This window comes from Pseudomonas veronii, assembly GCF_001439695.1.
GTDB classification, from domain to species: Bacteria; Pseudomonadota; Gammaproteobacteria; order Pseudomonadales; family Pseudomonadaceae; genus Aquipseudomonas; species Aquipseudomonas veronii.
This window is the reverse complement of record NZ_JYLL01000002.1, coordinates 369543-394476: the sequence shown is the minus strand read 5'-3', so window position 1 is coordinate 394476 and position 24934 is coordinate 369543. Positions and strand designations below refer to the sequence as shown.

Here is a 24934-nt window from a genome sequence, read left to right as displayed (position 1 = left end):
TGATCATTCACCCCGCCTATAGGCCTACTTCTTCTTGCCTTTCTGGTCGTGCTTGTCGGACTGGGCGAACGCCTCCTCCAACGCCAGGTTGATAGTGCGCAACACCTTGACCCGCGCCCAGCGCTTGTCATTGGCTTCGACCAGGGTCCACGGCGAGACCTCGGTGCTGGTGCGGTCGACCATATCGCCCACGGCGGCACGGTATTCGTCCCACTTCTCGCGGTTGCGCCAGTCGTCGTCGGTGATCTTGAAGCGTTTGAACGGGATCGCTTCGCGGGCCTGGAAGCGCTCCAGTTGGGTCTGCTTGTCGATGGCCAGCCAGAACTTGACCACGATCACTCCGGCATCGCGCAGTTGCTCTTCGAAATCATTGATCTCGCCATAGGCGCGCATCGAGTCCATCGGGGTGCAGAAGCCTTCGATGCGCTCCACCAGCACGCGGCCGTACCAGGAGCGGTCAAACACGGTGAACATGCCCCGTGCCGGAATCTGCCGCCAGAAACGCCACAGGTAAGGCTGGGCGCGCTCGTCTTCGGTGGGCGCGGCGATCGGCACGATGCGGTACTGGCGAGGGTCGAGGGCCGCGGCGACCCGGCGGATCGCGCCCCCTTTGCCGGCCGCATCGTTGCCTTCGAATACCGTGATCAACGCGTGCTTGCGCATGCGCTTATCCCGCATCAGGCCGGAAAGACGCGCCTGCTCGGTGATCAACTGCTCTTCGTAGTCTTCTTTTTCCAGGCTCAGGGTCATGTCGAGACTGTTGAGCAGGCTCACTTGGTCCACGGCCGCCGGCAACGGCGCCGGGTTCATCCCGCTGACTTTGCCCTTGGGTTGCCTCAGGGCGTTTTGCAGGCCCTCGAGCAGAATCTTGCCGACGGTGAGGCTGCGGTAATTGCTGTCGACCCCTTCGATCACATGCCAGGGCGCGTAGTCGCGGCTGGTGCGACGCAGCACACGTTCGCCGAAGTGAACGAACTTGTCGTAGGTCTTGGACTGCTGCCAGTCCAGCGGGCTGATCCGCCAACTGTGCAGCGGGTCGTCGGCCAGGGCCTTGAGCCGCGCCTTCATCTGTTTCTTGGACAGGTGAAACCAGAACTTGAAGATCACCGCGCCTTCGTCGCAGAACATCTTCTCCAGGCGTTCGGCGCCGGCGATGCCCTGGTCGAGCCGGGCGTCCTTGATTTCGCCCTGCACCCGGCTTTGCAGCATCTGGCTGTACCAGTTGCCGAAGAACACCCCCATGCGGCCTTTTGCGGGCAACTGCCGCCAGTAACGCCAGGCGGGCGGATGGGCCAGTTCTTCGTCGGTCTGCTGGTCGAAGGTACGCACTTCGATCAGACGCGGGTCCATCCATTCGTTGAGCAGTTTGACCGTCTCGCCCTTGCCGGCACCTTCGACGCCGTTGATCAGGATGATCACCGGGAAACGTTTCTGCTGTTGCAGCTCGAACTGCACTTCCAGCAAGGCTTCGCGCAGGGCCGGTACTTCGGTGTCGTAAGTGTCTTTGTCGATGGCATGACCGATTTCAGCGGATTCGAACATGAGCAGCTCCGTTTCAAGATCGCTCAAGACTAGCGGATTGAGCAGCAACACGCGGGAGGAAATTCCACGTGCGCTTGCCGTGGGTCAATTCATTGCCGGTTGATCGGCTAGAATGGCCACCTTGCCTTTGCCGAGTCGCCCATGAACCCTGTAACCCACGCCCAGATCGACTGGGATGACCAAGGTCGCCCGCATTCGCGGGTCTTCGACGATGTGTACTTTTCCGACCAGTCGGGCCTTGAAGAAACGCGCTATGTGTTCCTCGAACAGAACCGTTTGCAGGCACGGTTTGCCGCCTTGCCGGCGGGCGGGCGCCTGGTGATCGGCGAAACCGGGTTCGGCACCGGGCTGAATTTTCTCTGCGCCTGGCAGTTGTTCGAACAACACGCGGTGGCCGGCGCGCGCCTGCATTTTGTCAGCGTGGAAAAATACCCGCTGAGCCACGCCGACCTGCAACGCGCCCTACTCCTCTGGCCGGAACTGCAGCCGTTCGCCGCGCAATTGCTGGCGCAGTACATCGCCATCCACCCAGGCTTCCAGCGCCTGGTGCTGGATAACGGCCGTGTGACCTTGACCCTGCTGATCGGCGATGCGCTGGAGCAGTTGCCGCAGTTGGATGCGCAAATCGACGCGTGGTTTCTCGACGGTTTCGCCCCGGCGAAGAACCCCGACATGTGGACCGCCGAGCTGTTTGCCGAACTGGCGCGCCTGGCGGCCCCGGGGTCGACCATCAGCACCTTCACCAGCACCGGCTGGGTACGGCGCCTGATCAATGCCGCCGGGTTCAAGATGAAGCGCACGCCGGGCATCGGGCATAAATGGGAAATCCTGCGCGGTGAATTCCTCGGCTGGCCGGCCGAGACGCCGTTGCCTGCCGCAGGTAAACCGTGGTTCGCCCGCCCGGCGCCGCTGCACGGCGAACGCAGCGCCCTGGTGATCGGCGGCGGCCTGGCCGGCTGCACCACGGCGGCCAGCCTCGCCGCGCGCGGCTGGAACGTCAGCCTGCTGGAACGCCATGCCCGCCTGGCCGAGGAAGCCTCGGGCAACCCGCAAGGGGTGCTGTACCTCAAGTTGTCGGCCCATGGCACGGCCCTTTCGCAATTGATTTTGAGCGGGTTCGGCCACACCCGGCGCCTGCTCGAACACCTGCACCGGGGCGTCGACTGGGACGGTTGCGGCGTGCTGCAACTGGCGTTCAACGCCAAGGAAGCCGAGCGCCAGGCACAGCTGGCCGCGGCGTTTGCGCCCGGCCTGCTGCAGCCGTTGGACCAGGCCCAGGCTCAAGCGCGCGCCGGGGTGGCGCTGGAACACGGCGGGCTGTTTTTCCCCGAAGGGGGCTGGGTACACCCGCCGGCCTTATGCGAATGGCAAGCCCGGCACCCGTTGATCAACGTGCTGACGCATCACGAGGCCCTTGAGTTGCAACGGGTCGACGGGCAATGGCAAGCCCTGGCCGGCGACACCCTGCTGGCCAGCGCCACGGTGGTGGTGCTGGCCGGCGCGGCCGAGATCAAGCGCTTCCCGTTCAGCGCCGAGCTGCCCCTCAAGCGCATTCGCGGGCAAATCACCCGCCTGGCGCAAACCCCAGACAGCCAGGCGCTGGCCACCGTGGTCTGTGCCGAGGGCTACGTGGCTCCGGCGCGCCTCAGCGAGCACACCCTGGGCGCCAGCTTCGACTTCAAGAGTGACGACCTGACGCCGACAGTCGCCGAGCATGTCGGCAACCTGGAGATGCTGCAGGAAATCTCCGTCGACCTGGCCCACCGCTTGAACGCCGACACACTGGCCGCCGATCAGCTCGAAGGGCGCGCCGGGTTCCGCTGCACCAGCCCGGACTACCTGCCGATTATCGGGCCGCTGGCCGATCGCGCCCTCTTCGACCAGGCCTACGCCGCGCTGCGCAAGGACGCCCGTCAGCCCCCCGAGGCCGAGTGCCCGTGGCTCGACGGCGTGTACATCAACAGCGGCCACGGCTCACGCGGCCTGGTGACCGCGCCGCTGTGCGCCGAACTGCTGGCGGCCTGGCTGGACGATGAACCCCTGCCGCTGCCCAGAAGCGTGGCCGACGCCTGCCACCCCAATCGATTCGCCGTGCGCGCGTTGATTCGCGGCACCGGCGGGTCATAACAACGGCGCGGTCAAGCGCCCGAGCGACACACTGTTGGCCCTCTTCAAACAGCCGGTCCACAACGGCAAACCGCGCAAAACTTGTATATTTGCCAAGCCTATTTACCACCCGCAAATCCGCCGCCACACGCTGCGCAGGCTCACGCCCGAACAGTCAAGGCGGTTTGCCTTATAACAGATTGATCTAAAACTCCACTGATAGCCGTGTGTCAGTTTCTGGGTACGCGCCTTTTGGGCGTATTGAGTATTGACCCCTCCCCAACGGAAAAACCGGTAAGGAATTTATGTGCGGATTAGCTGGAGAACTACGTTTCGATGCCCAACCTGCCGACCTGGCTGCGATTGAGCGCATCACCCATCACTTGGCCCCACGCGGCCCCGACGCCTGGGGCTTCCATGCCCAGGGGCCGATTGCCCTGGGCCATCGACGCCTGAAAATCATGGACCTGTCGGACGGTTCTGCCCAACCGATGGTCGATGCGCAGCTGGGGTTGTCCCTGGCCTTCAACGGCGCGATCTATAACTTCCCGGAACTGCGCCAGGAGCTCGAAGCCCTGGGCTACGCCTTCTATTCCGGCGGCGACACCGAAGTGCTGCTCAAGGGCTATCACGCCTGGGGCGAAGCCCTGCTGCCCAAGCTCAACGGCATGTTTGCGTTTGCGATCTGGGAGCGCGATGCCCAGCGGCTGTTCATCGCCCGTGACCGTCTCGGCGTGAAGCCTTTGTACCTGTCGCGCACCGGCCAGCGCCTGCGCTTTGCCTCGACATTGCCGGCCCTGCTCAAGGGCGGCGATATCAACCCGGTGCTCGATCCGGTGGCGCTCAACCATTACCTGAACTTCCACGCCGTGGTGCCCGCGCCGCGCACGCTGCTGGCCGGCATCGAAAAACTGCCGCCAGCCAGCTGGATGCGTATCGACGCCCACGGCAACACCGAGCAGAAAACCTGGTGGACCCTGCCCTACGGCCCGCATGAAGATGAGCAGCACCTGACCCTCGAAGACTGGACCGAGCGCGTACTCGACAGCACCCGCGCAGCCGTGGCGATCCGCCAACGCGCCGCGGTGGATGTCGGCGTGCTGCTGTCCGGCGGCGTCGATTCGAGCCTGCTCGTCGGTCTGCTGCGCGAGGTCGGCGTGCAGGACCTGTCGACCTTCTCCATCGGCTTTGAAGACGCCGGCGGCGAACGCGGCGACGAGTTCCAGTACTCGGACCTGATCGCCAAGCACTACGGCACCCGGCACCACCAACTGCGCATCGCCGAGGGCGAGATCATCGAGCAACTGCCAGCGGCGTTCCGCGCCATGAGCGAGCCGATGGTCAGCCACGACTGCATCGCCTTTTACCTGCTCTCACGGGAAGTGGCCAAGCACTGCAAAGTGGTGCAAAGCGGCCAGGGCGCCGACGAGCTGTTCGCCGGTTACCACTGGTACCCGCAAGTGGACGGCGCCAGCGACCCGTATGCGGCGTACCGCGAGGCGTTTTTCGATCGCAGCCATGACGACTACGCAGCCACCGTCGCGCCGAAATGGCTGACCGCCAATGACGCCGCCGGCGACTTCGTGCGCGAGCATTTCGCGATGCCGGGCGCCGATGCCGCCGTAGACAAGGCGCTGCGCCTGGACAGCACGGTGATGCTGGTCGACGACCCGGTCAAGCGCGTCGACAACATGACCATGGCCTGGGGCCTGGAAGCGCGCACACCGTTTCTCGACTACCGCCTGGTGGAACTGTCGGCCCGCGTACCGGGCAAATTCAAATTGCCCGATGGCGGCAAGCAGGTCCTCAAAGAGGCGGCGCGTCGAGTCATCCCGAGTGAAGTCATCGACCGCAAGAAAGGTTACTTCCCGGTGCCCGGCCTCAAGCATTTGCAAGGCGATACCCTGAACTGGGTCCGCGAGTTGCTGCTGGACCCGAGCCAGGACCGCGGCCTGTTCAATCCGGCCATGCTCGACCGCTTGCTCACCGACCCACACGGTCAACTCACCCCGCTGCGCGGCTCCAAGCTGTGGCAACTGGCGGCGCTGAACCTGTGGCTCAGCGAACAAGGAATCTGATCAATGAAACCTCTCGCAGCGGCTTACAGCCAACGCTTGCTCAAAGGCCAGGCGCCGACCTACGAGCGCCTGCAAGCGCGCCTGGCCGAAGACGGCAGCCCACTGGCCGCCGAGCCGATCGCGGTGCATTGCGGCTGGGGCCGGTTGTTGATCGGCCACACGTTTCCCGACCCGGCCAGCCTGGCCGAGGAACTGCTCAACGAGCAGGCCGGCGAGCGCGACATCGCACTGTACGTGGCGGCGCCCCAGCAGATCCTCGGGATCGATCCGCAGCAACTGTTCCTCGACCCGTCCGACACCTTGCGCCTGTGGTTCTCTGACTATCGTCCGTCGACCCGCGTGTTTCGTGGCTTCCGTATTCGACGCGTCCAGACCGCGGCCGATTGGCAGGCGGTCAACCAGCTCTACCAGGGGCGCGGCATGCTGCCGGTCGACGCCGAACGCCTGACGCCCCGCCACGCGGGCGGCCCGGTGTATTGGCTGGCCGAGGACGAACACAGCGGCGCGGTGATCGGCAGCGTGATGGGCCTCAACCATCAGAAAGCCTTCCACGACCCGGAACACGGTTGCAGCCTGTGGTGCCTGGCGGTCGACCCGCACTGCACGCGCCCTGGCGTCGGCGAAGTGCTGGTGCGCCACCTGGTGGAACACTTCATGAGCCGTGGCCTGAGCTACCTGGACCTGTCGGTGCTGCACGACAACCGCCAGGCCAAGAGCCTCTACGCCAAGCTCGGCTTTCGTGCCTTGACCACCTTTGCGATCAAGCGCAAGAACGGCATCAACCAGCCACTGTTCCTCGGCCCGGGCCCGCAGGCGGGGTTCAACCCCTACGCGCGGATCATCGTCGAAGAAGCCCATCGCCGTGGCATCGACGTGCAGGTAGACGACGCCGATGCCGGCCTGTTCACCCTCAGCCATGGCGGGCGCCGCGTGCGCTGCCGTGAATCGTTGAGCGACCTGACCAGCGCCATCAGCATGACCCTGTGCCAGGACAAAAGCCTGACCCACAAGGTGCTCAAGGGCGCCGGGTTGAAACTGCCGGCGCAACAGCGGGCGGGCAACGCCGACGACAACCTGGAGTTCCTCGACCAACACCAGCGCATCGTGGTCAAACCGCTGGATGGTGAACAGGGCCAGGGCGTGGCGGTGGACCTGCAGACCATCGAAGAGGTGCAACAGGCGATTGAAGCAGCGCGTCAGTTCGACAGCCGGGTCTTGCTCGAAAGCTTCCACGAAGGCCTGGACCTGCGCATCCTGGTGATCGGCTTCGAGGTGGTCGCCGCGGCGATCCGCCGCCCGGCCGAAGTGGTCGGCGACGGCCAGCATTCCATCCGCGCCCTGATCGAGGCGCAAAGCCGCCGGCGCCAGGCCGCCACCGACGGCGAAAGCAAAATCCCGCTGGACGCCGAAACCGAACGCACCCTGCACGCGGCCGGTCATGACTACTCCAGCATCCTGCCCCGTGGCGCGCAATTGGCCGTGCGCCGCACCGCCAACCTGCACACCGGCGGCTGCCTGGAAGACGTCACCGGCATCCTCCATCCGACGCTGGTCGACGCCGCCGTGCGCGCCGCGCGTGCCCTCGACATCCCGATGGTCGGCCTCGACCTGATGGTGTCGGCCGCCGATCAACCGGAGTACGTGTTTATCGAAGCCAACGAACGGGCCGGGCTGGCCAATCATGAACCGCAGCCAACGGCAGAACGGTTTGTGGATTTGTTGTTTCCGCACAGTCAGCCCAGCGCCTGAACGAAGTATTGCCTGGGCCGGCGCCGCTCCACCCTCATCGAAACCATCGATGCCCTCAACCCATCAGGAGTTTCCATGACCCGAACCATTCCCGAACCGGACCTCAACTACCTGCAAAAAGTGCTGCTGGAAATGCTCGCCATTCCCAGCCCGACCGGGTTTACCGACACCATCGTGCGCTACGTCGCCGAACGCCTCGAAGAACTGGGCATCCCCTTTGAAATGACGCGCCGCGGCACCATCCGCGCCACCCTCAAGGGCCAGAAAAACAGCCCCGACCGCGCAGTGTCGGCGCACCTGGACACCATCGGCGCCGCCGTGCGCGCGATCAAGGACAACGGCCGCCTGACCCTCGCTCCGGTGGGCTGCTGGTCGAGCCGCTTCGCCGAGGGCAGCCGCGTCAGCCTGTTCACCGACAACGGCGTGATCCGTGGCAGCGTGTTGCCGCTGATGGCCTCCGGGCATGCGTTCAACACCGCCGTGGATGAAATGCCGGTGAGTTGGGACCATGTCGAACTGCGCCTGGACGCGTACTGCGCCACCCGCGCCGATTGCGATTCCCTGGGGATCGGCATCGGTGACTATGTGGCGTTCGACCCGCTGCCCGAGTTCACCGAGAGCGGGCATATCAGCGCGCGTCACCTTGACGACAAAGCCGGTGTCGCCGCGCTGCTCGCCGCCCTCAAGGCGATCATCGACAGCGGCGAACCCTTGCTGATCGACTGTCACCCGCTGTTCACCATCACCGAGGAAACCGGCAGTGGCGCGGCCGCCGCCCTGCCCTGGGACGTCAGTGAGTTCGTCGGCATCGACATCGCCCCGGTCGCCCCCGGCCAGCACTCCAGCGAACACGCGGTCAGTGTGGCGATGCAGGATTCCGGCGGGCCGTATGACTATCACCTGTCACGCCACCTGCTGCGCCTGGCGGCGGATAATGACCTGCCGGTGCGCCGCGATCTGTTTCGTTATTACTTCAGCGACGCACACTCGGCGGTCACCGCCGGCCACGACATCCGCACCGCCCTGCTGGCGTTCGGGTGCGATGCGACCCACGGCTACGAGCGCACCCACATCGACAGCCTCGCGGCCCTCAGCCGGTTGTTGAGCGCTTACATTCTCAGCCCGCCGGTGTTCGCCAGCGACGCGCAACCGGCGCAAGGGTCACTGGATCGGTTCAGTCATCAGATCGAGTACGAGACCCAAATGGAGAGCGATACCCGCGTGCCGTCGGTGGACAGCCTGGTCGGCCAGAAGTCCTGACACTGGCAACAACGGTCCCGGCGCAGTAGCATCGCCGGGACTTAACCCCAGAGGCTTGTATGCTGATTCCCTACGACGCACTTGAAGTCGACACCCTGACCCGCCTCATCGAAGACTTCGTGACCCGCGACGGCACCGACAATGGCGACGACACGCCCCTGGAAACCCGCGTACTGCGCGTGCGCCAGGCACTGACCAAGGGCCAGGCATTGATCGTCTTCGACCCCGACAGCGAGCAATGCCAGTTGATGCTCAAGCACGACGTGCCCAAGCACCTGTTCGACTGAAGGTGCAGTTCAGGGATTGGGCAGCGGATGGCTGGCGGTGTCCTGGCGTTCGACGATCTTCTGGTACACCTCGGCGCGGTGGACCGACACCTCGGCCGGGGCTTGAACCCCGAACTTCACCTGGGAACCGTTGAGTTCGAGGATGTGCAAGGCGATGTCATCGCCGATGGAAATGATTTCGCCTACGGTGCGGCTTAAGACCAGCATGGCGGTTGTCCTTTTCGAGTGACAGGACCCCGACCTTGCGCGCTTGGGTGATGCTCAGCAACGGCTTGCGGTCAAATCAGGCACCACCTACAACGGTAGGTAACTTGCCTGACAGACCACATGATTTTTTTGCGCCGAGCCCCGCTCCGAGATTTACGACCGTGCCCCGCTCAGCCTTTAATCGCCTGGGCCTTGGCGCGCATTTTGTCGGCCATCACGGTCATCTCGTCATACAGCAACTGCGGGTTTTTCTGCTTCAATGCCCAAGCCATCCGCCCTTGTTCGTGGGGCAGGATCATGAACTCGCCCTCGGCCACCCGCTGATAGATGTAATCGGCGATATCCGCCGCCGAGATCGGCGAGCTTTCCAGCAGCTTGCCCACCTGCGCCTTCATCGCCGGGGTCGGCCCACGGAACGAGTCCAACAGGTTGGTCTGGAAGAACGACGGGCACACCACGTGAACCCCGATTTCCTGTTGTTTGAGTTCCACCAGCAGGCTCTCCGACAACGCCACCACGCCCGCCTTGGCCACGTTGTAGTTGCTCATCGCCGGCCCTTGCATCAGCGCCGCCATCGAGGCGATGTTGATGATGCGGCCCTTGCTCTTTTCCAGCAGCGGCAGAAAGGCCTTGCAGCCCTTGACCACGCCCATCAGGTTGATTGCGATCTGCCAGTCCCAGTCTTCCAGCGACAGTTCGGCGAAGAACCCGCCGGAGGCCACGCCGGCATTGTTGACGATCACATCGATCCCGCCCAGCTTGACCTCGCAGGCCTGGGCAAAGGCGGTGAGCTGGCTGTAGTCGCGCACATCGCAGCGCTGGACAAAGCCATCGCCACCCGCCTCGCGCACTAACCTGAGAGTCTCTTGCAAGCCTGGCTCGCTGACATCCGACAAGGCCAACTGCCAACCCTCGCGGGCCCAGCGCAGCGCGATTTCGCGACCCAGGCCGGACCCGGCACCGGTGATCATCATGCGATTTTGCATAGGAAAATAGCCTTGTGGTTCACAGAAGAAGTGATCGGCAGTGTAGCGAAGGTTTTTCCTACACCCACGCACCATCCAATTGATGAATGCCCCGAGCAAACCACGGGCCGGGTCGGATACCACGGCACGCCCTAAGTTCAATCTTTTTCAACTAAGCGCAGGCATTCAGCGACGCATTAAAAGAAATAAGCAGGTCTTCGAAATGCTTTAAAAAAACACGGAATTTTCTGCGAAGCGGCACAGTCGGAGTTATTAAGGCGTCCGCGATTAAACCCACGGGCCTAACTTTAAACAACCGGTCCTTGCAGAAGGCCTATAAGGAAATACAATTATGAGCCTCATTTTAATCATCATCCTGATTCTCCTGCTGGTCGGCGGTTTGCCAGTGTTTCCGCACTCCCGTAGCTGGGGTTATGGTCCATCGGGTATTCTCGGCGTAGTCCTGGTGGTGCTGCTGGTGCTGTTGTTACTCGGCAAGATATAAACGCCGGACAAAAAAAGAGGCCTTCATGAAGGCCTCTTTTTTATTGCCGGTCAATCAGTCCGGCTTGCCATCGACAACACCGGCGGTGTTATCCAGCAAACTTTTGGTCGCGGTCTGCAGGAACGATTCGAGCTTCTGTTTCAGCCCTGCCTCGTCCGGCGATTCCGCGATCACTTTACCGGTCGGCTCGGCGCCCAGTTCGTATTCCCACAGCTTCGGTGGCATTTCCTTAGGCAATACCAGCACGCGGTCGCCGGTGACCAGCGCCACGGTCTGATCGCTGCCCGAAGGCTTGATCACGCCGAAACCCTTGTCGCCTTCCGGCAGGTTGAGCAGGTCACGCCCCCAGCACTGGTGCAGAGTATCGCCACCCAGACGGCCCATGATGGTCGGCACGATGTCGATCTGGGTGCCCACGGTGTGGTCACGCACGCCGAACTTCTCTTGCATGCCCGGAGCAATCATCAGCATCGGCACGTTGAAGCGGCCCAGGTCCATCTCGGTGATCTGCTGCTCGTTGCCGAAACCGTGGTCGCCCACGATCACAAACAGGGTTTCCTTGAAGTACGGCTCCTTGCGGGCCTTTTCAAAGAACTGGCCGAGGGCCCAGTCGGAGTAGCGCATCGCCGTCAAATGCTCGTTGAGGCTGCCACGGTCGGTGACTTTCTCCACCGGCAACGGGGTCGGCAAGGCATACGGCGTGTGGTTGGACAGGGTTTGCAGCAGGGCGTAGAACGGCTTGCCGCCTTCACGCGCTTTCAGTTCTTCCAGGCCACGGTTGAACATGTCCTGGTCGGACACGCCCCAGGTCGGGTCGGAGAACACCGGGTCGACAAAGTCGTTGCGGCCGATGAAGTTGGTCATGCCCTGGTTGCTGAAGAAACCCGACTGGTTGTCCCAGGCGAAGTCGCCGTTGTAGACATACACGTCGTCAAACTTGCGCGCACTGAGCAACTGCGGCAGGCCCGACAGCTTGTGGCTGCCTTCCGGGGTCTGCATCAGGTATTCGAAACCCGGCAAGTTCGGGAAGCACGCCATGGTGGCAAACATACCCTGGTGGGTGTGGGTGCCGTTGGAGAAGAAGCGGTCGAACAGCAGGCCTTCCTTGGACAGTTTGTCGAAGTACGGCGTGATATTGCCCGGACGCCCCAGAGCGCCCACCGAGTGACCGGCGAAGCTCTCCATCAGGATCACCACGACGTTCTTGATCGGCAGGGTTTTCTCGGCCGGTGGCGTGAAATCACGGCGCACGGCGGCGGTGTCGGTATCTACCAGCTTCTCTTGCGGCAACACCAGCATGTCGCGCACGGTCTGGGTGGCCAGTGGTTGTTCGAGGGTGGCCTTCCAGATGTTGGTGCGTTCTTCGGAGAAGCGCGACTTGGCCGCGGCGATCAACGACAACGTGCCATTGAGGCCCAATTGGTTGGCGAAGTTCGAGTCGGTGGTGTAGACGTCACCCCAACGCAGCGGCGGGCCCTGGCGCAGGGTGCCGCGAGCGGCGACCACGGCGACCAGCAGGCACACCACAAACACCGCGATGCGCGAATACCACGGCGCCACCTGGCGGGTGCCGATGCTGCCGCCGCTGAACGGGCCGCGTGGACGCGTCGCCCGGTCGGCGCCCTTGAAGGCCACGCTCAGAATCAGCGTGCCGACGGCCCAGGCCAGCAGATAGCGCACCACCGGGAAACCGTACCAGAGCATGCTCATCACGGTTTTCGGGTCTTCCTTCACGTACTGGAAGACCAGGCCGTTGAGGCGCTGGTGGAATTCACGGTAGAAGTCCATCTCCATCAGGCCCAGGAACAGCGCGATGCTGGAGGCAAGGGTCAGCCAGAAACGGAAGAACCCCCGCGCGGCCATGGCCCGCACGCTGAACAGTGACAGCAGCAAGGGGATCGTCAGGTACACCACCAGGCGAATGTCCAGGCGCAGGCCGTTGGCGAACGCTTCAAGGAAGGTCGAGGCCGGTGTGTCGAGGATCATCTCGCGGTTGTAGGCCAGCAGCGCCAGGCGCAGCAGGGAGAACATCACCATCATGACCAGTGCACAAAGCAGCGTGTATGCCAGATGGGATTTGACGGTCGGTTGCAGCAGGCGATTAGAAGCTCGCTGCTGATTCAGGGCGTCCGGGTTTGCCATGTCGTTTCAGGACCCATTGGAGGTTTAAGTTGCGAAAAAGAGTGCAGTGGCGTCCGGCCCTCGCCCAGGCTGGCTGGGGTAGGCGGTAAACGCGATGGCGCAAATGGTGCCCGATCACTGCCGGCAACGCCATTAATTACTGAACGCGTGCCGCAATCCTGCAACTGGCGGTGCTTGAGATAGAGCCGTTGCAGGGAGATAAAGCCGGCGAATTGTCTTGGATGAGATGTGAAAATTTCGTACAGCGAATATTTCGACACACAATATCAAGGCATTTGCTGAACCTATTGTGGGAGGGGGCTTGCCCCCGATAGCAGTGGTTCAGTCACTGTTGTAACGACTGATACACCGCTATCGGGGGCAAGCCCCCTCCCACATTTTCCGTGCCCGCTTCAGCTTGAGTGAAGCTGGAGCTCAGAACCGCACGTTGCCCCGCGGCCCGGCAATCGCCCAGATGATCAGGCCCAGGACCGGCAGCAGCAGGATCAACAGAATCCACAACACCTTGGCACCGGTGCTCGCGCCGCTTTTGAACACATTGATGATCGCCCAGATATCCAGCGCGAGGATGATCAGCCCGACCAGACCGTTGAAAGTGGAACCCATGGTGTCGCTCCTAAGTGAGGGCATGCCCTTGTAGGATAGCCAGCCCTGGCTGGGGTTCCGTTTTATTTCAGACGTGGACCGCGACCCGCAGGGCTTCCAGGGACGGTTCGCCGTGGATGCCGACTTCGGCGCACAGTTCCAGCACGCGCGGCAGGTCGTTGCCGAACACCAGCACGGCCTGGATCTCGTCATCCAGCGGCTGGCTGAAGTTCAGCAACACATAACCACCGTCTTGCAGGCTGAGCGCACTCATCTGGATCTGGATGCGATTGAGCGCGGTGAGGGCTTCGGTCTTGGCCAGTTGCTTGGGCTTGAGGTTGAACACCACGCCGGGGCCGAACGAGGCAACGATCTGCGCAAACAAGTCGCCATAGGTGTCGGCCTGGAACAGCACCGTGTCCGGCAGGCTGCCGACCACCACCCACTCGCCCAGCGGAATCGGGAAAGTATCGTCGTAGTTGATGTCCGGGTTCGCCGCCAGAAAGGCCACCGGGTCGGCGTAGGCCTGCGCCGCTTCCTCGGCGATGCGCGCCACCTCGTCGTCGCCCATGACGCCGGCGCTGATTTTACGGATGAGTTCGACGAGGGCGTTTTTCATGAAGGGGTCCTGTGGCGGGCGGGTTTTCGAGGGCGCGTAGCCTACACCAGTTTCTGCAACTGCGCCGCCGTATCCACCGCGCCCATGGTCTGTGCCGCGGCCAATGCCGTGGCGCCCTGGGCGTCGGCAGTCTTGGGGTTGGCGCCCTGGCTGAGCAGGTAGTCGACCATTTCGACGCGGTTGAACATCGCGGCCATCATCAATGCCGTGCGGCCGTCGGACGACGACGCATCAACCGGCGCGCCGCCTTCGATCAGCGCCTTGACCACGGGCAAGTTGCCCTTGAACGCCGCGCCGGCGATCGGCAGTTGATGCTTGTCGTTGGCGATCTGTGGGTCGGCCTTGAACTCCAGCAGCACTTTGACCGCGTCGGCGTGGCCGTGATAGGCGGCCAGCATCAGCAAGGTGTCGCCATTGTGGTTACGCAGGTTGGCTGGCAAGCCCTTGGCCAGCAGCGCGGCAAGCAAGGCGGCATCGCCTCTGCGCGCGACGTCGAAGACCTGCTCGGCAAATTCGGCGGCTTCGTCTTCGGTCATTTGTTTGGCATGGTCTGACATGTGGGGGCTCCTTGTCTGGTGCGGCTTCGGGTACTGAAGAGTAGGCGCCCAGTGTCGCGAGGGAGTTCCCCACTGTCATGGTTTTTTTGTCAACAGCCACCATAGGCAGAATCAATAGCGGAACTGTCCGCCCTGGATCTGCGCCAACAATTGCCCGGTGACCGGCACATAGCAATCCGAACCGGGCAGCCAGGCGTAGACCGGGTCGTTGCCGGCCTTGGCCGGGTCGAACGCTTCTTCCTTGAGCCGTACTTTCTGGTATTTGAACGTGCCCGTTGTCTCCATCTTCATCTTGATCCGCAGGAACAGCGGCACCGCATAGTGCGGCAACTGGCCATGAGCGAACTGCAGCAACTCGCGCATATCCAGGGCGGCCAGGGATTCGCTGGGGGTGATGGCGACCATGCCGGCGCGGCCATTGGTGTTTTCGATCTCGACACCGTAGGCCACCACCTCGGCGATCTGCGGGTGTTGCAACAGGATGTTCTCGACCTCGGTGGTGGAAACGTTTTCGCCTTTCCAGCGATAGGTGTCGCCCAGGCGATCGACAAATTGCGCATGGCCGAAACCGATGCTGCGCAGCAGATCGCCGGTATTGAAGTAGCGGTCGCCCTTTTCGAACACGTCGGTCAGCACCACCTTGCGGTTCTTTTCCGGGTCGGTGTAACCGTCGAACGGGGCCTTTTCATCGATCCTCGCCAGCAACAGGCCCTCCCCGCCCGTTTGCACCTTGCGCATGAAACCATCGGCGCCACGCAGCGGCTCACCGCTGTCGTGGGCGTAGTCCACCAGCGCCCAGCGCTGCAGGCAGAAGCCGATGGTGTTGTCGAAATTCAACACATTGGTGAAGCCGATATTGCCGTCACTCGCGGCATACAGCTCACAGATATGCTCGACGCCAAAGCGTTGCTTGAACTGCGCCCATACACCGGGCCGCAGGCCATTGCCGACCATCTTGATCACCCGGTTGTCACGGTCCTGGGCGCTGGCCGGCTGGTCGAGCAGGTAACGGCACAACTCACCGACATAACCCAGGGTGGTCGCGTTGAACTTGCGCACATCGCCCCAGAACTGGCTGGCGCTGAATTTGCGGCGAATCGCGAACCCCGACGCGCCGACGATCGCCGAGCCCCAGCACACGCAAAGGCCGGTGGCGTGGTACAGCGGCAAGGTGCAATACATGACGTCGGCGGGGCCCATGTCGAGGGCGATGCTGGCGAAGCTGACCGCGGTTTTGGTCCAGCGGCCATGTTTCATGATGCCGGCCTTGGGCAAGCCGGTGGTGCCGGAGGTGTAGATATAGAAGCACGGGTCGTTGAAAAAGATCTGCCGGGAACTGGCCGGGTTGTCCAGCGTGCACTCGGCGCTGGCCGCCATCAGGTCGATATAGCCGGCAGGCACCGCGCTGCCGGGTTGATCCGCGACAAACCAGGTGCGATCGGCCGCGATCACCACTTGATCGCGCACCGCTGTGTAGGCCTCCACCAACTCCGCCCCCACCACAATCGCCACCGGGTTGACCAGATTCAGGCTGTGTACCAGCGCCGCCTGGGTTTGCGAGGTATTGAGCATGGCGCAGATGCCGCCCAGCTTGGCCACGGCCAGCACGTTGAGCAGCAATTCGGGGCGATTCTCAATAAACAGCGCCACCACATCGCCTTTGCGGATGCCCTGGCTCTGCAGGTGGTGGGCGATGCGGTTCGCACGCTGGTTGGCATCGCGGTAACTGAGCACGCTGTCGCCGTACAACAACGCCGCGCCGTCAGGGTTGCGCAGGGTGGCTTGCTCGAAATGCCAGCCCAGGCCACAGGGCTGCGCGGGGTCGGTGACATTCGCGGCACGCATGCCGCGGACCACCCGTGGCAAGGCGCGGACGATGGCGGGCACCTTACGCAGCAGCATGCTCCAGGTAATCATGTCGTTTTGCGGATGGCGCATGGAGGAACGTCCTTTTTCTTATTCTTCGTCGGGGCCAGAAACTCCGGCATTTTTTGCAGGCAGGAAGCCAAATGCTCAGGGGAAAATACGCCAGCCGTTCTTCGACTGTACACGCGGGATTTGAAATGTTTTGTATCCCGAAGCCGCAACCGCCCCACAGGGAATTTTGCGACACATCGGCAGTCCCTATCAGTGACGAGGCGCCCGCCCGGCCGGATCGAGTAGCGCAAAATGCAGGATGCATGATGGCCATTCATGCAATTTGCACGAAATCAAAAATCCTGACTTTTTACAAGTTATTGATTTTTAAAGACTTTATATAAAAACGCGAGATGGCACAATCACTGCACCTATCACTCCATGCTTGCCAACTTGAGCCAACGGAGCTGATAGACATGAGCCTGATCCAAGATAAATTCGCCTCAGTATTCTCCCAATACGACGTCACCACTCAGCCACGCCCGGACGGCGGTATCCTGCTGACCCTGCGCAACAGCGAAGGCAAGCAGGTCAAGCGCTCGATCTCCTACCAGCAACTGCACACGGCCGATCAACTCACCTGGGTGATCAGCGCCATTCGCCGCGACCTGGCCGAACAAGCCAGCGAACTGCCGCAGATTTCCATGCTGCAGAGCCAGAACCGCTTTGCCCTGCCGACTTACCATTCGGCCTAAGACACACAAAAAAGGGCCGCGACGCCATCCAGCGTCGCGGCCCTTTTTCATGGGTTCAGGACAGGCCCAATCGGGCGGCTTCATTCATCGCTTGTACACGATTGTTGACTTGCAACTTGCCATAGATGTTACGCAGGTGGAATTTCACTGCGGCTTGGGACGTTTCACGAATCCGGCTGATTTCCCAGATGGTCTTGCCTTCGGAGGCCCAGCGCAAGATCTCCAATTCGGTCGGAGTCAGGGGCTTGCCGGACAAGGCCAAGCGTTTTCTGACATCGGTGGGCACGCTCAACGGCGCACCTGACGCCTCTGGATCACTCATCGCTTTCTCTCCTTATTGTTGGCTGATGCTTATCGCCTTTCGGATTCCTCCTATTGACAGGCGATACAAACATTAAGACCGGAGAGAGTTACATAATGGAGCGCGTCAAAGCGTAAGGCCGGCGATAAACAGCCAGGCCTTACAGATAAATAAGCTTCTTCCCACAACAACTTCCAACTCGTCGGGGTTGAAGATTCAAGTCGATTAAGCCTAGTCATCCAACCCAGGGAAACCAGCGGCGATATCGTCCCCGCTGAATTCAGGCACCCCGCCGCCTGCCGCATGGGACAGGCGCAGCGTCACAAAATGTGGGTGCTCGCCCATATCAAACCAATGGGGCATGCCGGCCGGGATCAGCAGCAGGTCATTTTTCTCACAGCGCACGCCGTACACATAGTCACCAATGTGCAAGGCAAACAGGCCTTGGCCGGCGATGAAAAAGCGCGCTTCATCTTCGCTGTAACGCCGCTCGGCAAGGAACTGATCGCGCAATGCCGCCTTCTGCGCAGGGTCGCCGGGAGCATGCAGCACCTCGACGCAGGCGTAGCCGAGGGCGTCGATCCGTGGCTGATACGCCGCGATCATGGTGGCGTCGTCCGCGCCTTTTTCAATAACGGCGGGCTGCCAGCGCTCGAATCGCACGCCATGCTCGGCCAGGGTCGACGCGATATCGTCGAAGTGGGTCAGGACTTTGTTCGGTGTGTCCGGTGTGGCGACGTGGTAAACGGCTACATAACTCATAGGACGGTTCCTTGGTTCTGCTCGTGCAATCGAAAACCGATGATAAGGGCGGCGGCCAGGGCCGCGACGCTGGCGATACTGAAGGTCAGGGCTGGCCCCAACAGGTTCCAGCTGTAACCGGCGTACAGCGCGCCAAGCGCGCCGCCGGTGCCGGCCAAGGCCGCGTATAACGCCTGGCCCTGACCTTGCTGGCGCGCACCGAAGCTGCGCTGCACAAAGGCAATCGCCGCCGCATGAAAACTGCCGAAGGTCGCCGCGTGCATCACCTGCGCCAGCAGCAGCACCCAGAAAAATTCCGCGAACGCGCCCAGCAACAACCAGCGCAGCGCCGCCAACAGGAAACTCGCCAGCAGCACCCGGCGCACCGAGAAACGCGTGAGGATGCGGCTCATGCCCAGGAACATCAACACTTCCGCCACCACCCCGAGGGCCCACAGCATGCCGATTACGCCACGGCTGTAGCCCAAGTGTTCCAGGTGCAGGGTGAGAAAGGTGTAATACGGGCCATGGCTCATTTGCATCAACGCCACGCAGGCGTAAAACGCCAGGACGCCGGGGCTGCGCAACTGCTTGAGGAAGCCCTCGCCCGCCAGGCGGGGGCCGTGGTTCGCCGGCTGCGCATTCGGCACCCACAGGCTGGCACCGATGATCCCGGCCATGATCACCACGACCACCACCGGGTAGATATCCAGGCTCAGCCAGTCGAACAGGCGGCCCATGATCACCACCGTGAGGATGAAGCCGATGGAGCCCCACAGGCGGATCTGGCTATAGCGCGAGGTCTGCTTATGCAGATGGGCCAGGGTGATCACTTCAAACTGCGGCAGCACCGCATGCCAGAAAAACGCATGCAGGGCCATGACCAGGGCCAGCCAGGCATAGGTCTTGCTGACGAAAATCAACGCAAAACTCACCAGCGTACACAGTGCGCCCACACGCACGATGGCCAGGCGCCGGCCGGTATAGTCGCCCAGCCAGCCCCACAGATTGGGAGCCACGCAGCGCATCAGCATGGGGATGGCCACCAGCTCGCCGATACGCGCGCTGGAGAACCCCAGGTGATCGAAGTACAGCGCCAGGAACGGCGCCGTGGCCCCCAGCAGGGCGAAGTAGAAGAGGTAGAAGCTGGAGAGTCGCCAGTACGGAAGTGCTGGAGTCATGCAAGGGACCGCTTTGCGGCAAGGCGCGAGCAAGCTCGCGCGCCACACACCGTCACAGCTGGCCCAGTACCGGAGTACTCACGCGCACATCGGCGTTTTGCCCACGGTTGCGCAGCAGGTGGTCCATCAACACGATCGCCATCATCGCTTCGGCGATCGGCGTGGCGCGGATGCCGACGCACGGGTCGTGACGGCCCTTGGTAATCACGTCCACCGGGTTGCCGTGTACATCGATCGAACGGCCCGGGGTGGTGATGCTCGACGTGGCCTTGAGCGCCAGGTGCGCAACGATCGGCTGGCCGGAGGAAATACCGCCGAGGATGCCGCCTGCATTGTTGCTGAGGAAGCCCTGCGGGGTCAGTTCGTCGCGGTGCTCGGTGCCGCGCTGGGACACGCAGGCGAACCCGGCGCCGATTTCCACGCCTTTGACGGCGTTGATGCTCATCAGCGCGTGGGCCAGCTCAGCGTCCAGACGGTCGAAGATCGGCTCGCCGAGACCCGGTTTCACGCCCTCGGCGACCACGGTGATTTTCGCCCCGACCGAATCCTGGTCGCGGCGCAACTGGTCCATATAGGCTTCCAGCTCCGGCACTTTGTCCGGGTCCGGGCTGAAAAAGGCGTTGTCGTCGACGCTGTCCCAGGTCTTGAACGGGATTTCGATCGGGCCCAGCTGGCTCATGTAGCCACGGACGACGATGCCCTGGGTCGCCAGGTACTTCTTGGCGATGGCACCGGCAGCCACGCGCATCGCGGTTTCGCGGGCCGAGCTGCGGCCGCCGCCACGGTAGTCGCGTTCGCCGTATTTGTGGTGGTAGGTGTAGTCGGCGTGGGCCGGGCGGAACAGGTCCTTGATCGCCGAGTAGTCCTTGGACTTCTGGTCGGTGTTGCGGATCAACAGGCCGATGGCGCAGCCGGTGGTGCGGCCTTCGAACACTCCGGAGAGGATCTCGACTTCATCGGGTTCCTGGCGCTGGGTGGTGTGGCGGCTGGTGCCGGGCTTGCGGCGGTCGAGGTCACGTTGCAGGTCTTCCAGGGACAGCTCGAGGCCGGGCGGGCAGCCGTCGACAATGGCGACCAACGCCGGGCCATGGCTTTCGCCCGCGGTGGTGACAGTGAACAGCTTGCCGAAGGTATTGCCGGACATGCAGGGCGCTCCGTGAAATCAGTTGTAATCACTCAGCGGTGATAACCAAGCGCACCAGTATACGCGGGCCAACCGACTAGTTCATCCTCGAAACCTTACCGGTAGACGTTGGTCGAACCGGCACCTCCTGAATAATGGCGCAATGATGCTTCGAGTTTTGCTGTTTACCCTCACCCTGTTCACCGCCGTAGCGCATGCCGCGTCCCCCGTGGTGTTGCAACGGCCCATCAGCCTCGACACCGGCAGCGGCGAGCTGTTCGGCTCGCTGTTGCTACCGCAGTCCGACAAACCGGTGCCGGTGGTGCTGATCATTGCCGGCTCCGGCCCGACCGACCGCAACGGCAACAGTGCCGACGGCGCGCGCAACGACAGCCTCAAGCGCCTGGCCTGGGTCCTGGCCCGGCATAACATCGCCAGCGTGCGCTATGACAAGCGCGGCGTGGCGGCCAGCCTGGCCGCCACGCCCGATGAACGCGACCTGACCCTCGACGCCTACGTGGCCGACGCCGTGGCCTGGGGCAAGCTGCTCAAGGCCGACAAGCGCATGGGCCCGCTGATCGTACTGGGCCATAGCGAAGGCGCGCTGGTGGCCGCCCTGGCGGCACCGCAACTCGACCCGGCCGGGGTGATTTCCCTGTCGGGCAGCGCCCGCCCGGTCGACCAGGTGATCCGCCAGCAACTGGCCGGTCACCTGCCCCCGGCCCTGCAGTTGCGCAGCAATGAAATCCTCGATCACCTCAAGGCCGGCCAAGTGGATACCGATGTGCCTGGCCCGCTTGAAGGGATTTTCCGACCCAGTGTGCAACCGTATCTGATCAGCCTGTTTCGCGCCGACCCGTCGGCCGCCTTTGCCAGACTGCGCATGCCCGCGCTTATCATCCAGGGCACCAACGATATCCAGGTGGGTGTGGGCGATGCGCGGCAATTGAAGGACGCCAAGCCCGATGCCGAGCTGACGGTGATCGAAGGCATGAACCATGTGATGCGTATCGTGCCCAAGGAGGTGAAGCAACAGTTGGCGTCCTACAACGACCCGCGATTGCCCCTCGCCGCCGAGCTGGAAACCCGCCTGGTTGGCTTTATCGACGGACTTCAGCCCCGTTAACCGACTAATTGCCTCCAGTACTGGGAAAAACGGCCGATAAGCCGAAAGTCGACAGCAAAAAGCCTGTCGACTGGCTGGGCTAGGACAGGATCGCGCCGCATGACTAACACCGAAGCAACACCAGAACCTACCGCCGACACCCCGGCGGAACACACCGAGGTCGTCGACGCGGCGCCCCTGCCGTGGGCGGACGTACAGGCCGAACATTTCAAAATGCTGCGCCTGGCGCCCCTGCCCACCGACCGCTCCACCGGGGTACGCCCCTTGCGGTTTGTGCAATTTGGCTATGTCGAACGCCACGACCACCATCACAGCCTGTTGCGCATGGTCATCCAGTTGCCGGGCCAACGGGTGCGCCGCGAGCAGAATCACCTGGATATCTGGGTCGATCACGCTAAACACCGTGTGCATTTCGGCCCGGGCAACAGCCTGGAAATCGAACCGGCCAACCGTGGCATCGGCCGCTTCCTGGTGGCCCAGGGCGCCGCGTGGGCGAAGAAGAAATGGTCGCACTACCGCGTCGACGGGGTGGACCTGGCCAACAAGGACGCCCTCAACGAAGCCACGCGCCTGCGCCGCGATCACTTCCTGCGTATCCAGGGCTTTGATGTGGCCTACGCCGACGTGCAGCATCTGAAGGGCAACGTGCAGCCCGGCAAGGTCAGCGACGTGCTCGATAGCTGGAACACCGAGAAAGTGCAGTTCGTGGAAATCCTCGAAGCCGCGCAAATGCTGCAACAGGCCGAGCAGAACCTGACGGAGCAGGAAGTGAAGCTGCGCAAGGAAGAGGAAAAGGTCACCAAGTTCAAGCGTGAGGACAGCGGGCTACGCTTCACCATCACCTGTCTGGTGGCGTTTACCGTGTTTCAGGCGGGGTTGTTGATCTGGATTGCCACCCATCGGTGATGTGGGAGCAGGCTTGCTCCCGATAGCGGTGCATCAGTCAATGCATTCAGTGACTGACACGCCCTCATCGGGGGCAAGCCCCCTCACACACGTCAGAGCGGTCGATTAAACCCGGGCGGCGAATACCGCCTGATGGTTGCGGCACTGCTCGGCCGTGAGCATGAACACACCGTGCCCGCCGCGCTGGAACTCCAGCCAGGCGAAGTCGACTTCCGGGTACAGCGCCTCGACATGCACCTGGCTGTTACCCACTTCGACGATCAACAAGCCCTTCTCGGTCAGGTGGTCCGCCGCTTCGGCGAGCATCCGCCGGACCAGGTTCAAGCCATCGTCGCCGCAGGCCAGGCCCAGTTCCGGTTCGTGCTGGTACTCGTCCGGCATGTCGGCGAAGTCTTCGGCGTCCACATACGGCGGGTTCGACACGATCAAGTCGAAGCGCTGGCCCGGCAGCCCGTCAAAACCGTCGCCCTGTACGGTATACACACGCTCGTCGACGCCATGGCGCTCGATGTTCTGATTGGCCACTTCCAACGCTTCGAACGACACGTCACCCAACACCACTTCGGCGTCCTGGAACTCGTAGGCACAGGCGATGCCGATGCAACCGGAGCCGGTACACAGGTCGAGAATGCGTGCCGGCGGCTGGGCCAGCCAGGGTTCGAAGCGGCTTTCGATAAGTTCGCTGATCGGTGAACGCGGGATCAGCACGCGCTCGTCGACGATAAACGACATGCCACAGAACCAGGCTTCGCCAATCAAGTAGGCTGTCGGCACCCGCTCATGAATGCGACGGTGCAGCAGCCGTTGCAAGTGGGAAACTTCCTCTTCTTCTAGGTTGCAATCCAGGTAGCTGTCGGCAATTTCCCAGGGCAGATGCAAGGCGCCGAGCACCAATTGCCGGGCGTCGTCCCAGGCGTTGTCGGTACCGTGCCCGAAAAACAGCTCTTCCCCATGGAAACGGCTGACAGCCCAACGGATATGGTCGCGCAAGGTGCGCAGGCGGGAAGTGATCACGGGGGCAGACTCCTGGAAAAAACGACTGGCGATTCTAACAGCCTTCGTCTGTAGCGACGACGTGCGAAAAGCCTCAACCGTATGTCGGATTTCATCCAATTTGCCATCATTGCGTCAAACAACCGCACCGCTTGACACGGCTGCACGCCAGCAACGGCGTAGCTTACGATGGAAGCGATTCACAGAACCGCTCAGCCAGTGGACAATGGCGCAAAAGCCCCCCTCACAGGAGCCCCCAGAATGTCCGTTCCAAAGACGATGTTTCAAATCAGCGGTCGAGGTTATGCAGCGGCCAATCTCAGCCATGCGACCCTCGTGATCATCGACGCCCAGAAGGAGTACCTCAGCGGTCCACTCGCCCTCGCGGGCATGGATGCGGCGGTGGGCAATATCAAGCAACTGGTCGCTGCGGCGCGCAACGCCGGTCGCCCGATCGTGCATGTGCGCCACCTGGGCACCGTCGGCGGCCTGTTTGACCCACAAGGCGAGCGCGGCGAATTCATTCCCGGCCTGGAGCCAATGGGCAACGAAACCATCATCGGTAAACTGCTGCCCAGCGCGTTCCACGGCACCGGCCTGGAAAAACACCTGCAGGACCTCGGCTCCCTGGACCTGATCGTCTGCGGCTTCATGAGCCACTCCAGCGTCAGCACCACCGTGCGCGCCGCCAAGAACCTGGGCTTTCGCTGCACCCTGGTGGAAGACGCCTGCGCCACCCGCGACCTGCCTTACAAGGGCGGTGTCCTGAGTGCCGAGCACGTGCAACAAACCGAAATGGCCATCATGGCCGACAACTTCGCCACCCTCGCCTTGACCAAAGACCTGATCTGATTGCCCCGAAATGAGCGGTGCGGCCGATTCGAGGCCCCGCTCATCCGCAAATGCCTGTCATTTGCTGCAATTACCTCTGGCGCCGGAACAACCTGTGTATCTTCCGGTCGAAGGGCCGATACCCTGGAGGAAAGGTCGGAATGAAGATATCCGATGGTTTTGATGCTCGTCGCTTGCGCCCCAAGGGCCCGAGCAACTGGCGTCTGCGCCTGGTAGCCGGCATTGCCGCGCTGCTGGCGATCATAGGTGTGCTGCTGGCGGTCGCCGGTGGCGCGGGTTTGTCGGGGCATTCCCCGGCGCTGGGCGAACTGAATGCCAGCCCCGGTGGCTCGGCGATGCTGTTGGTGGGCGGCCTGCTGGTGCTGTGGTTCGGCGTGTGGTTATGGCGCCGCAGCCGGCGGCGGATGCGCCAGCCGTTGTCGCTGAACATCGCCTCGCACCTGATGAAAAAGCACGACTGATGGCGCTTGGATAGCGTTTCCTGCGCCCCGGCCGCC

24 protein-coding genes are annotated in these 24934 nt (G+C 62.6%); 11 read left to right on the top strand and 13 right to left on the bottom strand.

Annotation, left to right across the window (positions count from 1 at the left end; genetic code table 11):
• Positions 1-24 precede the first annotated feature (24 nt).
• Entirely contained in the window at positions 25-1542 is a 1518-nt protein-coding gene (gene pap, locus TU80_RS04260) for a polyphosphate:AMP phosphotransferase (RefSeq protein ID WP_046382583.1), read from the bottom strand.
• Positions 1543-1683: 141 nt separating this feature from the next.
• Here pap and mnmC point away from each other — a divergent pair, with 141 nt between their 5' ends.
• The 5 genes from mnmC to TU80_RS04235 all read left to right on the top strand — a co-directional run bounded on the left by mnmC (position 1684) and on the right by TU80_RS04235 (position 9022).
• Complete coding sequence (gene mnmC, locus TU80_RS04255) at positions 1684-3669, top strand: bifunctional tRNA (5-methylaminomethyl-2-thiouridine)(34)-methyltransferase MnmC2/FAD-dependent 5-carboxymethylaminomethyl-2-thiouridine(34) oxidoreductase MnmC1 (protein ID WP_057003903.1); 1986 nt, start codon at positions 1684-1686, stop codon at positions 3667-3669.
• Between the two features lie 284 nt (positions 3670-3953).
• The gene (locus TU80_RS04250; protein WP_057003902.1) at positions 3954-5726 is read left to right on the top strand and encodes an N-acetylglutaminylglutamine amidotransferase; all 1773 of its coding nucleotides are present in this window, start codon (positions 3954-3956) and stop codon (positions 5724-5726) included.
• Between the two features lie 3 nt (positions 5727-5729).
• The gene (ngg, locus tag TU80_RS04245; protein WP_057003901.1) at positions 5730-7475 is read left to right on the top strand and encodes an N-acetylglutaminylglutamine synthetase; all 1746 of its coding nucleotides are present in this window, start codon (positions 5730-5732) and stop codon (positions 7473-7475) included.
• 75 nt (positions 7476-7550) lie between these two features.
• Positions 7551-8735 carry an osmoprotectant NAGGN system M42 family peptidase gene (locus TU80_RS04240; protein ID WP_057003900.1) on the top strand — a complete coding sequence of 395 codons (1185 nt, stop codon included), beginning with the start codon at positions 7551-7553 and terminating at the stop codon, positions 8733-8735.
• 59 nt (positions 8736-8794) lie between these two features.
• On the top strand, positions 8795-9022 hold the full coding sequence (locus TU80_RS04235; protein ID WP_003236706.1) for a YheU family protein: 228 nt from the start codon (positions 8795-8797) through the stop codon (positions 9020-9022).
• A 9-nt stretch (positions 9023-9031) separates the two neighbouring features.
• Here the strand turns inward: TU80_RS04235 and csrA are convergent, their stop codons facing one another.
• Both csrA and TU80_RS04225 read right to left on the bottom strand, forming a co-directional pair.
• Positions 9032-9229, bottom strand: coding sequence for a carbon storage regulator CsrA (gene csrA, locus TU80_RS04230; RefSeq protein ID WP_017845857.1), 198 nt, complete (start codon positions 9227-9229; stop codon positions 9032-9034).
• Positions 9230-9399: 170 nt separating this feature from the next.
• Entirely contained in the window at positions 9400-10215 is an 816-nt protein-coding gene (locus tag TU80_RS04225; protein ID WP_046382578.1) for an SDR family oxidoreductase, read from the bottom strand.
• 331 nt (positions 10216-10546) lie between these two features.
• On the opposite strand from TU80_RS04225, the gene TU80_RS31295 reads away from it, so the two are divergent.
• Positions 10547-10699, top strand: coding sequence for a DUF3309 family protein (locus tag TU80_RS31295; protein ID WP_010208879.1), 153 nt, complete (start codon positions 10547-10549; stop codon positions 10697-10699).
• Positions 10700-10753: 54 nt separating this feature from the next.
• Here TU80_RS31295 and TU80_RS04220 read toward each other — a convergent pair whose 3' ends face one another.
• The 5 genes from TU80_RS04220 to TU80_RS04200 form a co-directional block, all read right to left on the bottom strand.
• A complete protein-coding gene (locus TU80_RS04220) occupies positions 10754-12841 on the bottom strand; it encodes an LTA synthase family protein (protein ID WP_046382577.1) in 2088 nt (695 codons plus the stop codon).
• Positions 12842-13255: 414 nt separating this feature from the next.
• A complete protein-coding gene (locus TU80_RS04215; RefSeq protein WP_010567448.1) occupies positions 13256-13447 on the bottom strand; it encodes a PLDc N-terminal domain-containing protein in 192 nt (63 codons plus the stop codon).
• A 67-nt stretch (positions 13448-13514) separates the two neighbouring features.
• On the bottom strand, positions 13515-14045 hold the full coding sequence (locus TU80_RS04210; protein WP_057003899.1) for a hypothetical protein: 531 nt from the start codon (positions 14043-14045) through the stop codon (positions 13515-13517).
• Positions 14046-14086: 41 nt separating this feature from the next.
• Positions 14087-14602 carry an ankyrin repeat domain-containing protein gene (locus TU80_RS04205; protein ID WP_017845853.1) on the bottom strand — a complete coding sequence of 172 codons (516 nt, stop codon included), beginning with the start codon at positions 14600-14602 and terminating at the stop codon, positions 14087-14089.
• A gap of 111 nt (positions 14603-14713) precedes the next feature.
• On the bottom strand, positions 14714-16540 hold the full coding sequence (locus TU80_RS04200) for a long-chain-acyl-CoA synthetase (protein WP_057003898.1): 1827 nt from the start codon (positions 16538-16540) through the stop codon (positions 14714-14716).
• 395 nt (positions 16541-16935) lie between these two features.
• Between TU80_RS04200 and TU80_RS04195 the strand changes: the two genes are divergently transcribed.
• Positions 16936-17214, top strand: a complete 279-nt coding sequence (locus TU80_RS04195; protein WP_016970113.1) for a DUF3509 domain-containing protein — start codon at positions 16936-16938, stop codon at positions 17212-17214.
• A 55-nt stretch (positions 17215-17269) separates the two neighbouring features.
• Here the strand turns inward: TU80_RS04195 and TU80_RS04190 are convergent, their stop codons facing one another.
• The 4 genes from TU80_RS04190 to aroC all read right to left on the bottom strand — a co-directional run bounded on the left by TU80_RS04190 (position 17270) and on the right by aroC (position 20581).
• On the bottom strand, positions 17270-17536 hold the full coding sequence (locus tag TU80_RS04190) for a response regulator transcription factor (protein WP_046382574.1): 267 nt from the start codon (positions 17534-17536) through the stop codon (positions 17270-17272).
• A gap of 210 nt (positions 17537-17746) precedes the next feature.
• Positions 17747-18277: an acireductone dioxygenase gene (locus tag TU80_RS04185; RefSeq protein ID WP_017845848.1), complete on the bottom strand. Its 531-nt coding sequence runs from the start codon at positions 18275-18277 to the stop codon at positions 17747-17749.
• The gene (locus TU80_RS04180) at positions 18274-19437 is read right to left on the bottom strand and encodes an MFS transporter (protein WP_017845847.1); all 1164 of its coding nucleotides are present in this window, start codon (positions 19435-19437) and stop codon (positions 18274-18276) included. The genes TU80_RS04185 and TU80_RS04180 overlap by 4 nt, the downstream gene beginning before the upstream one ends.
• A gap of 52 nt (positions 19438-19489) precedes the next feature.
• Positions 19490-20581 carry a chorismate synthase gene (gene aroC, locus TU80_RS04175; RefSeq protein WP_046382572.1) on the bottom strand — a complete coding sequence of 364 codons (1092 nt, stop codon included), beginning with the start codon at positions 20579-20581 and terminating at the stop codon, positions 19490-19492.
• Between the two features lie 142 nt (positions 20582-20723).
• Here aroC and TU80_RS04170 point away from each other — a divergent pair, with 142 nt between their 5' ends.
• Together TU80_RS04170 and TU80_RS04165 are read left to right on the top strand one after the other, a co-directional pair.
• Positions 20724-21686, top strand: coding sequence for an alpha/beta hydrolase (locus TU80_RS04170; protein ID WP_057003897.1), 963 nt, complete (start codon positions 20724-20726; stop codon positions 21684-21686).
• A 99-nt stretch (positions 21687-21785) separates the two neighbouring features.
• Positions 21786-22592 carry a hypothetical protein gene (locus TU80_RS04165; RefSeq protein WP_017845844.1) on the top strand — a complete coding sequence of 269 codons (807 nt, stop codon included), beginning with the start codon at positions 21786-21788 and terminating at the stop codon, positions 22590-22592.
• 105 nt (positions 22593-22697) lie between these two features.
• Here the strand turns inward: TU80_RS04165 and prmB are convergent, their stop codons facing one another.
• Complete coding sequence (gene prmB / locus TU80_RS04160; protein WP_057003896.1) at positions 22698-23606, bottom strand: 50S ribosomal protein L3 N(5)-glutamine methyltransferase; 909 nt, start codon at positions 23604-23606, stop codon at positions 22698-22700.
• Between the two features lie 240 nt (positions 23607-23846).
• Here prmB and TU80_RS04155 point away from each other — a divergent pair, with 240 nt between their 5' ends.
• Together TU80_RS04155 and TU80_RS04150 are read left to right on the top strand one after the other, a co-directional pair.
• A complete protein-coding gene (locus tag TU80_RS04155) occupies positions 23847-24437 on the top strand; it encodes a cysteine hydrolase family protein (protein WP_026139885.1) in 591 nt (196 codons plus the stop codon).
• 140 nt (positions 24438-24577) lie between these two features.
• Entirely contained in the window at positions 24578-24898 is a 321-nt protein-coding gene (locus TU80_RS04150) for a hypothetical protein (protein WP_046382569.1), read from the top strand.
• Positions 24899-24934: the final 36 nt, after the last annotated feature.

Excerpts from the sequence above, each read along its gene's own strand:
- pap (WP_046382583.1), bottom strand. The coding sequence starts at position 1,542 with ATGTTCGAATCCGCTGAAATCGGTCATGCCATCGACAAAGACACTTAC.
- mnmC (WP_057003903.1), top strand. The coding sequence starts at position 1,684 with ATGAACCCTGTAACCCACGCCCAGATCGACTGGGATGACCAAGGTCGC.
- TU80_RS04250 (WP_057003902.1), top strand. The coding sequence starts at position 3,954 with ATGTGCGGATTAGCTGGAGAACTACGTTTCGATGCCCAACCTGCCGAC.
- ngg (WP_057003901.1), top strand. The coding sequence starts at position 5,730 with ATGAAACCTCTCGCAGCGGCTTACAGCCAACGCTTGCTCAAAGGCCAG.
- TU80_RS04240 (WP_057003900.1), top strand. The coding sequence starts at position 7,551 with ATGACCCGAACCATTCCCGAACCGGACCTCAACTACCTGCAAAAAGTG.
- TU80_RS04235 (WP_003236706.1), top strand. The coding sequence starts at position 8,795 with ATGCTGATTCCCTACGACGCACTTGAAGTCGACACCCTGACCCGCCTC.
- csrA (WP_017845857.1), bottom strand. The coding sequence starts at position 9,229 with ATGCTGGTCTTAAGCCGCACCGTAGGCGAAATCATTTCCATCGGCGAT.
- TU80_RS04225 (WP_046382578.1), bottom strand. The coding sequence starts at position 10,215 with ATGCAAAATCGCATGATGATCACCGGTGCCGGGTCCGGCCTGGGTCGC.
- TU80_RS31295 (WP_010208879.1), top strand. The coding sequence starts at position 10,547 with ATGAGCCTCATTTTAATCATCATCCTGATTCTCCTGCTGGTCGGCGGT.
- TU80_RS04220 (WP_046382577.1), bottom strand. The coding sequence starts at position 12,841 with ATGGCAAACCCGGACGCCCTGAATCAGCAGCGAGCTTCTAATCGCCTG.
- TU80_RS04215 (WP_010567448.1), bottom strand. The coding sequence starts at position 13,447 with ATGGGTTCCACTTTCAACGGTCTGGTCGGGCTGATCATCCTCGCGCTG.
- TU80_RS04210 (WP_057003899.1), bottom strand. The coding sequence starts at position 14,045 with ATGAAAAACGCCCTCGTCGAACTCATCCGTAAAATCAGCGCCGGCGTC.
- TU80_RS04205 (WP_017845853.1), bottom strand. The coding sequence starts at position 14,602 with ATGTCAGACCATGCCAAACAAATGACCGAAGACGAAGCCGCCGAATTT.
- TU80_RS04200 (WP_057003898.1), bottom strand. The coding sequence starts at position 16,540 with ATGCGCCATCCGCAAAACGACATGATTACCTGGAGCATGCTGCTGCGT.
- TU80_RS04195 (WP_016970113.1), top strand. The coding sequence starts at position 16,936 with ATGAGCCTGATCCAAGATAAATTCGCCTCAGTATTCTCCCAATACGAC.
- TU80_RS04190 (WP_046382574.1), bottom strand. The coding sequence starts at position 17,536 with ATGAGTGATCCAGAGGCGTCAGGTGCGCCGTTGAGCGTGCCCACCGAT.
- TU80_RS04185 (WP_017845848.1), bottom strand. The coding sequence starts at position 18,277 with ATGAGTTATGTAGCCGTTTACCACGTCGCCACACCGGACACACCGAAC.
- TU80_RS04180 (WP_017845847.1), bottom strand. The coding sequence starts at position 19,437 with ATGACTCCAGCACTTCCGTACTGGCGACTCTCCAGCTTCTACCTCTTC.
- aroC (WP_046382572.1), bottom strand. The coding sequence starts at position 20,581 with ATGTCCGGCAATACCTTCGGCAAGCTGTTCACTGTCACCACCGCGGGC.
- TU80_RS04170 (WP_057003897.1), top strand. The coding sequence starts at position 20,724 with ATGATGCTTCGAGTTTTGCTGTTTACCCTCACCCTGTTCACCGCCGTA.
- TU80_RS04165 (WP_017845844.1), top strand. The coding sequence starts at position 21,786 with ATGACTAACACCGAAGCAACACCAGAACCTACCGCCGACACCCCGGCG.
- TU80_RS04155 (WP_026139885.1), top strand. The coding sequence starts at position 23,847 with ATGTCCGTTCCAAAGACGATGTTTCAAATCAGCGGTCGAGGTTATGCA.
- TU80_RS04150 (WP_046382569.1), top strand. The coding sequence starts at position 24,578 with ATGAAGATATCCGATGGTTTTGATGCTCGTCGCTTGCGCCCCAAGGGC.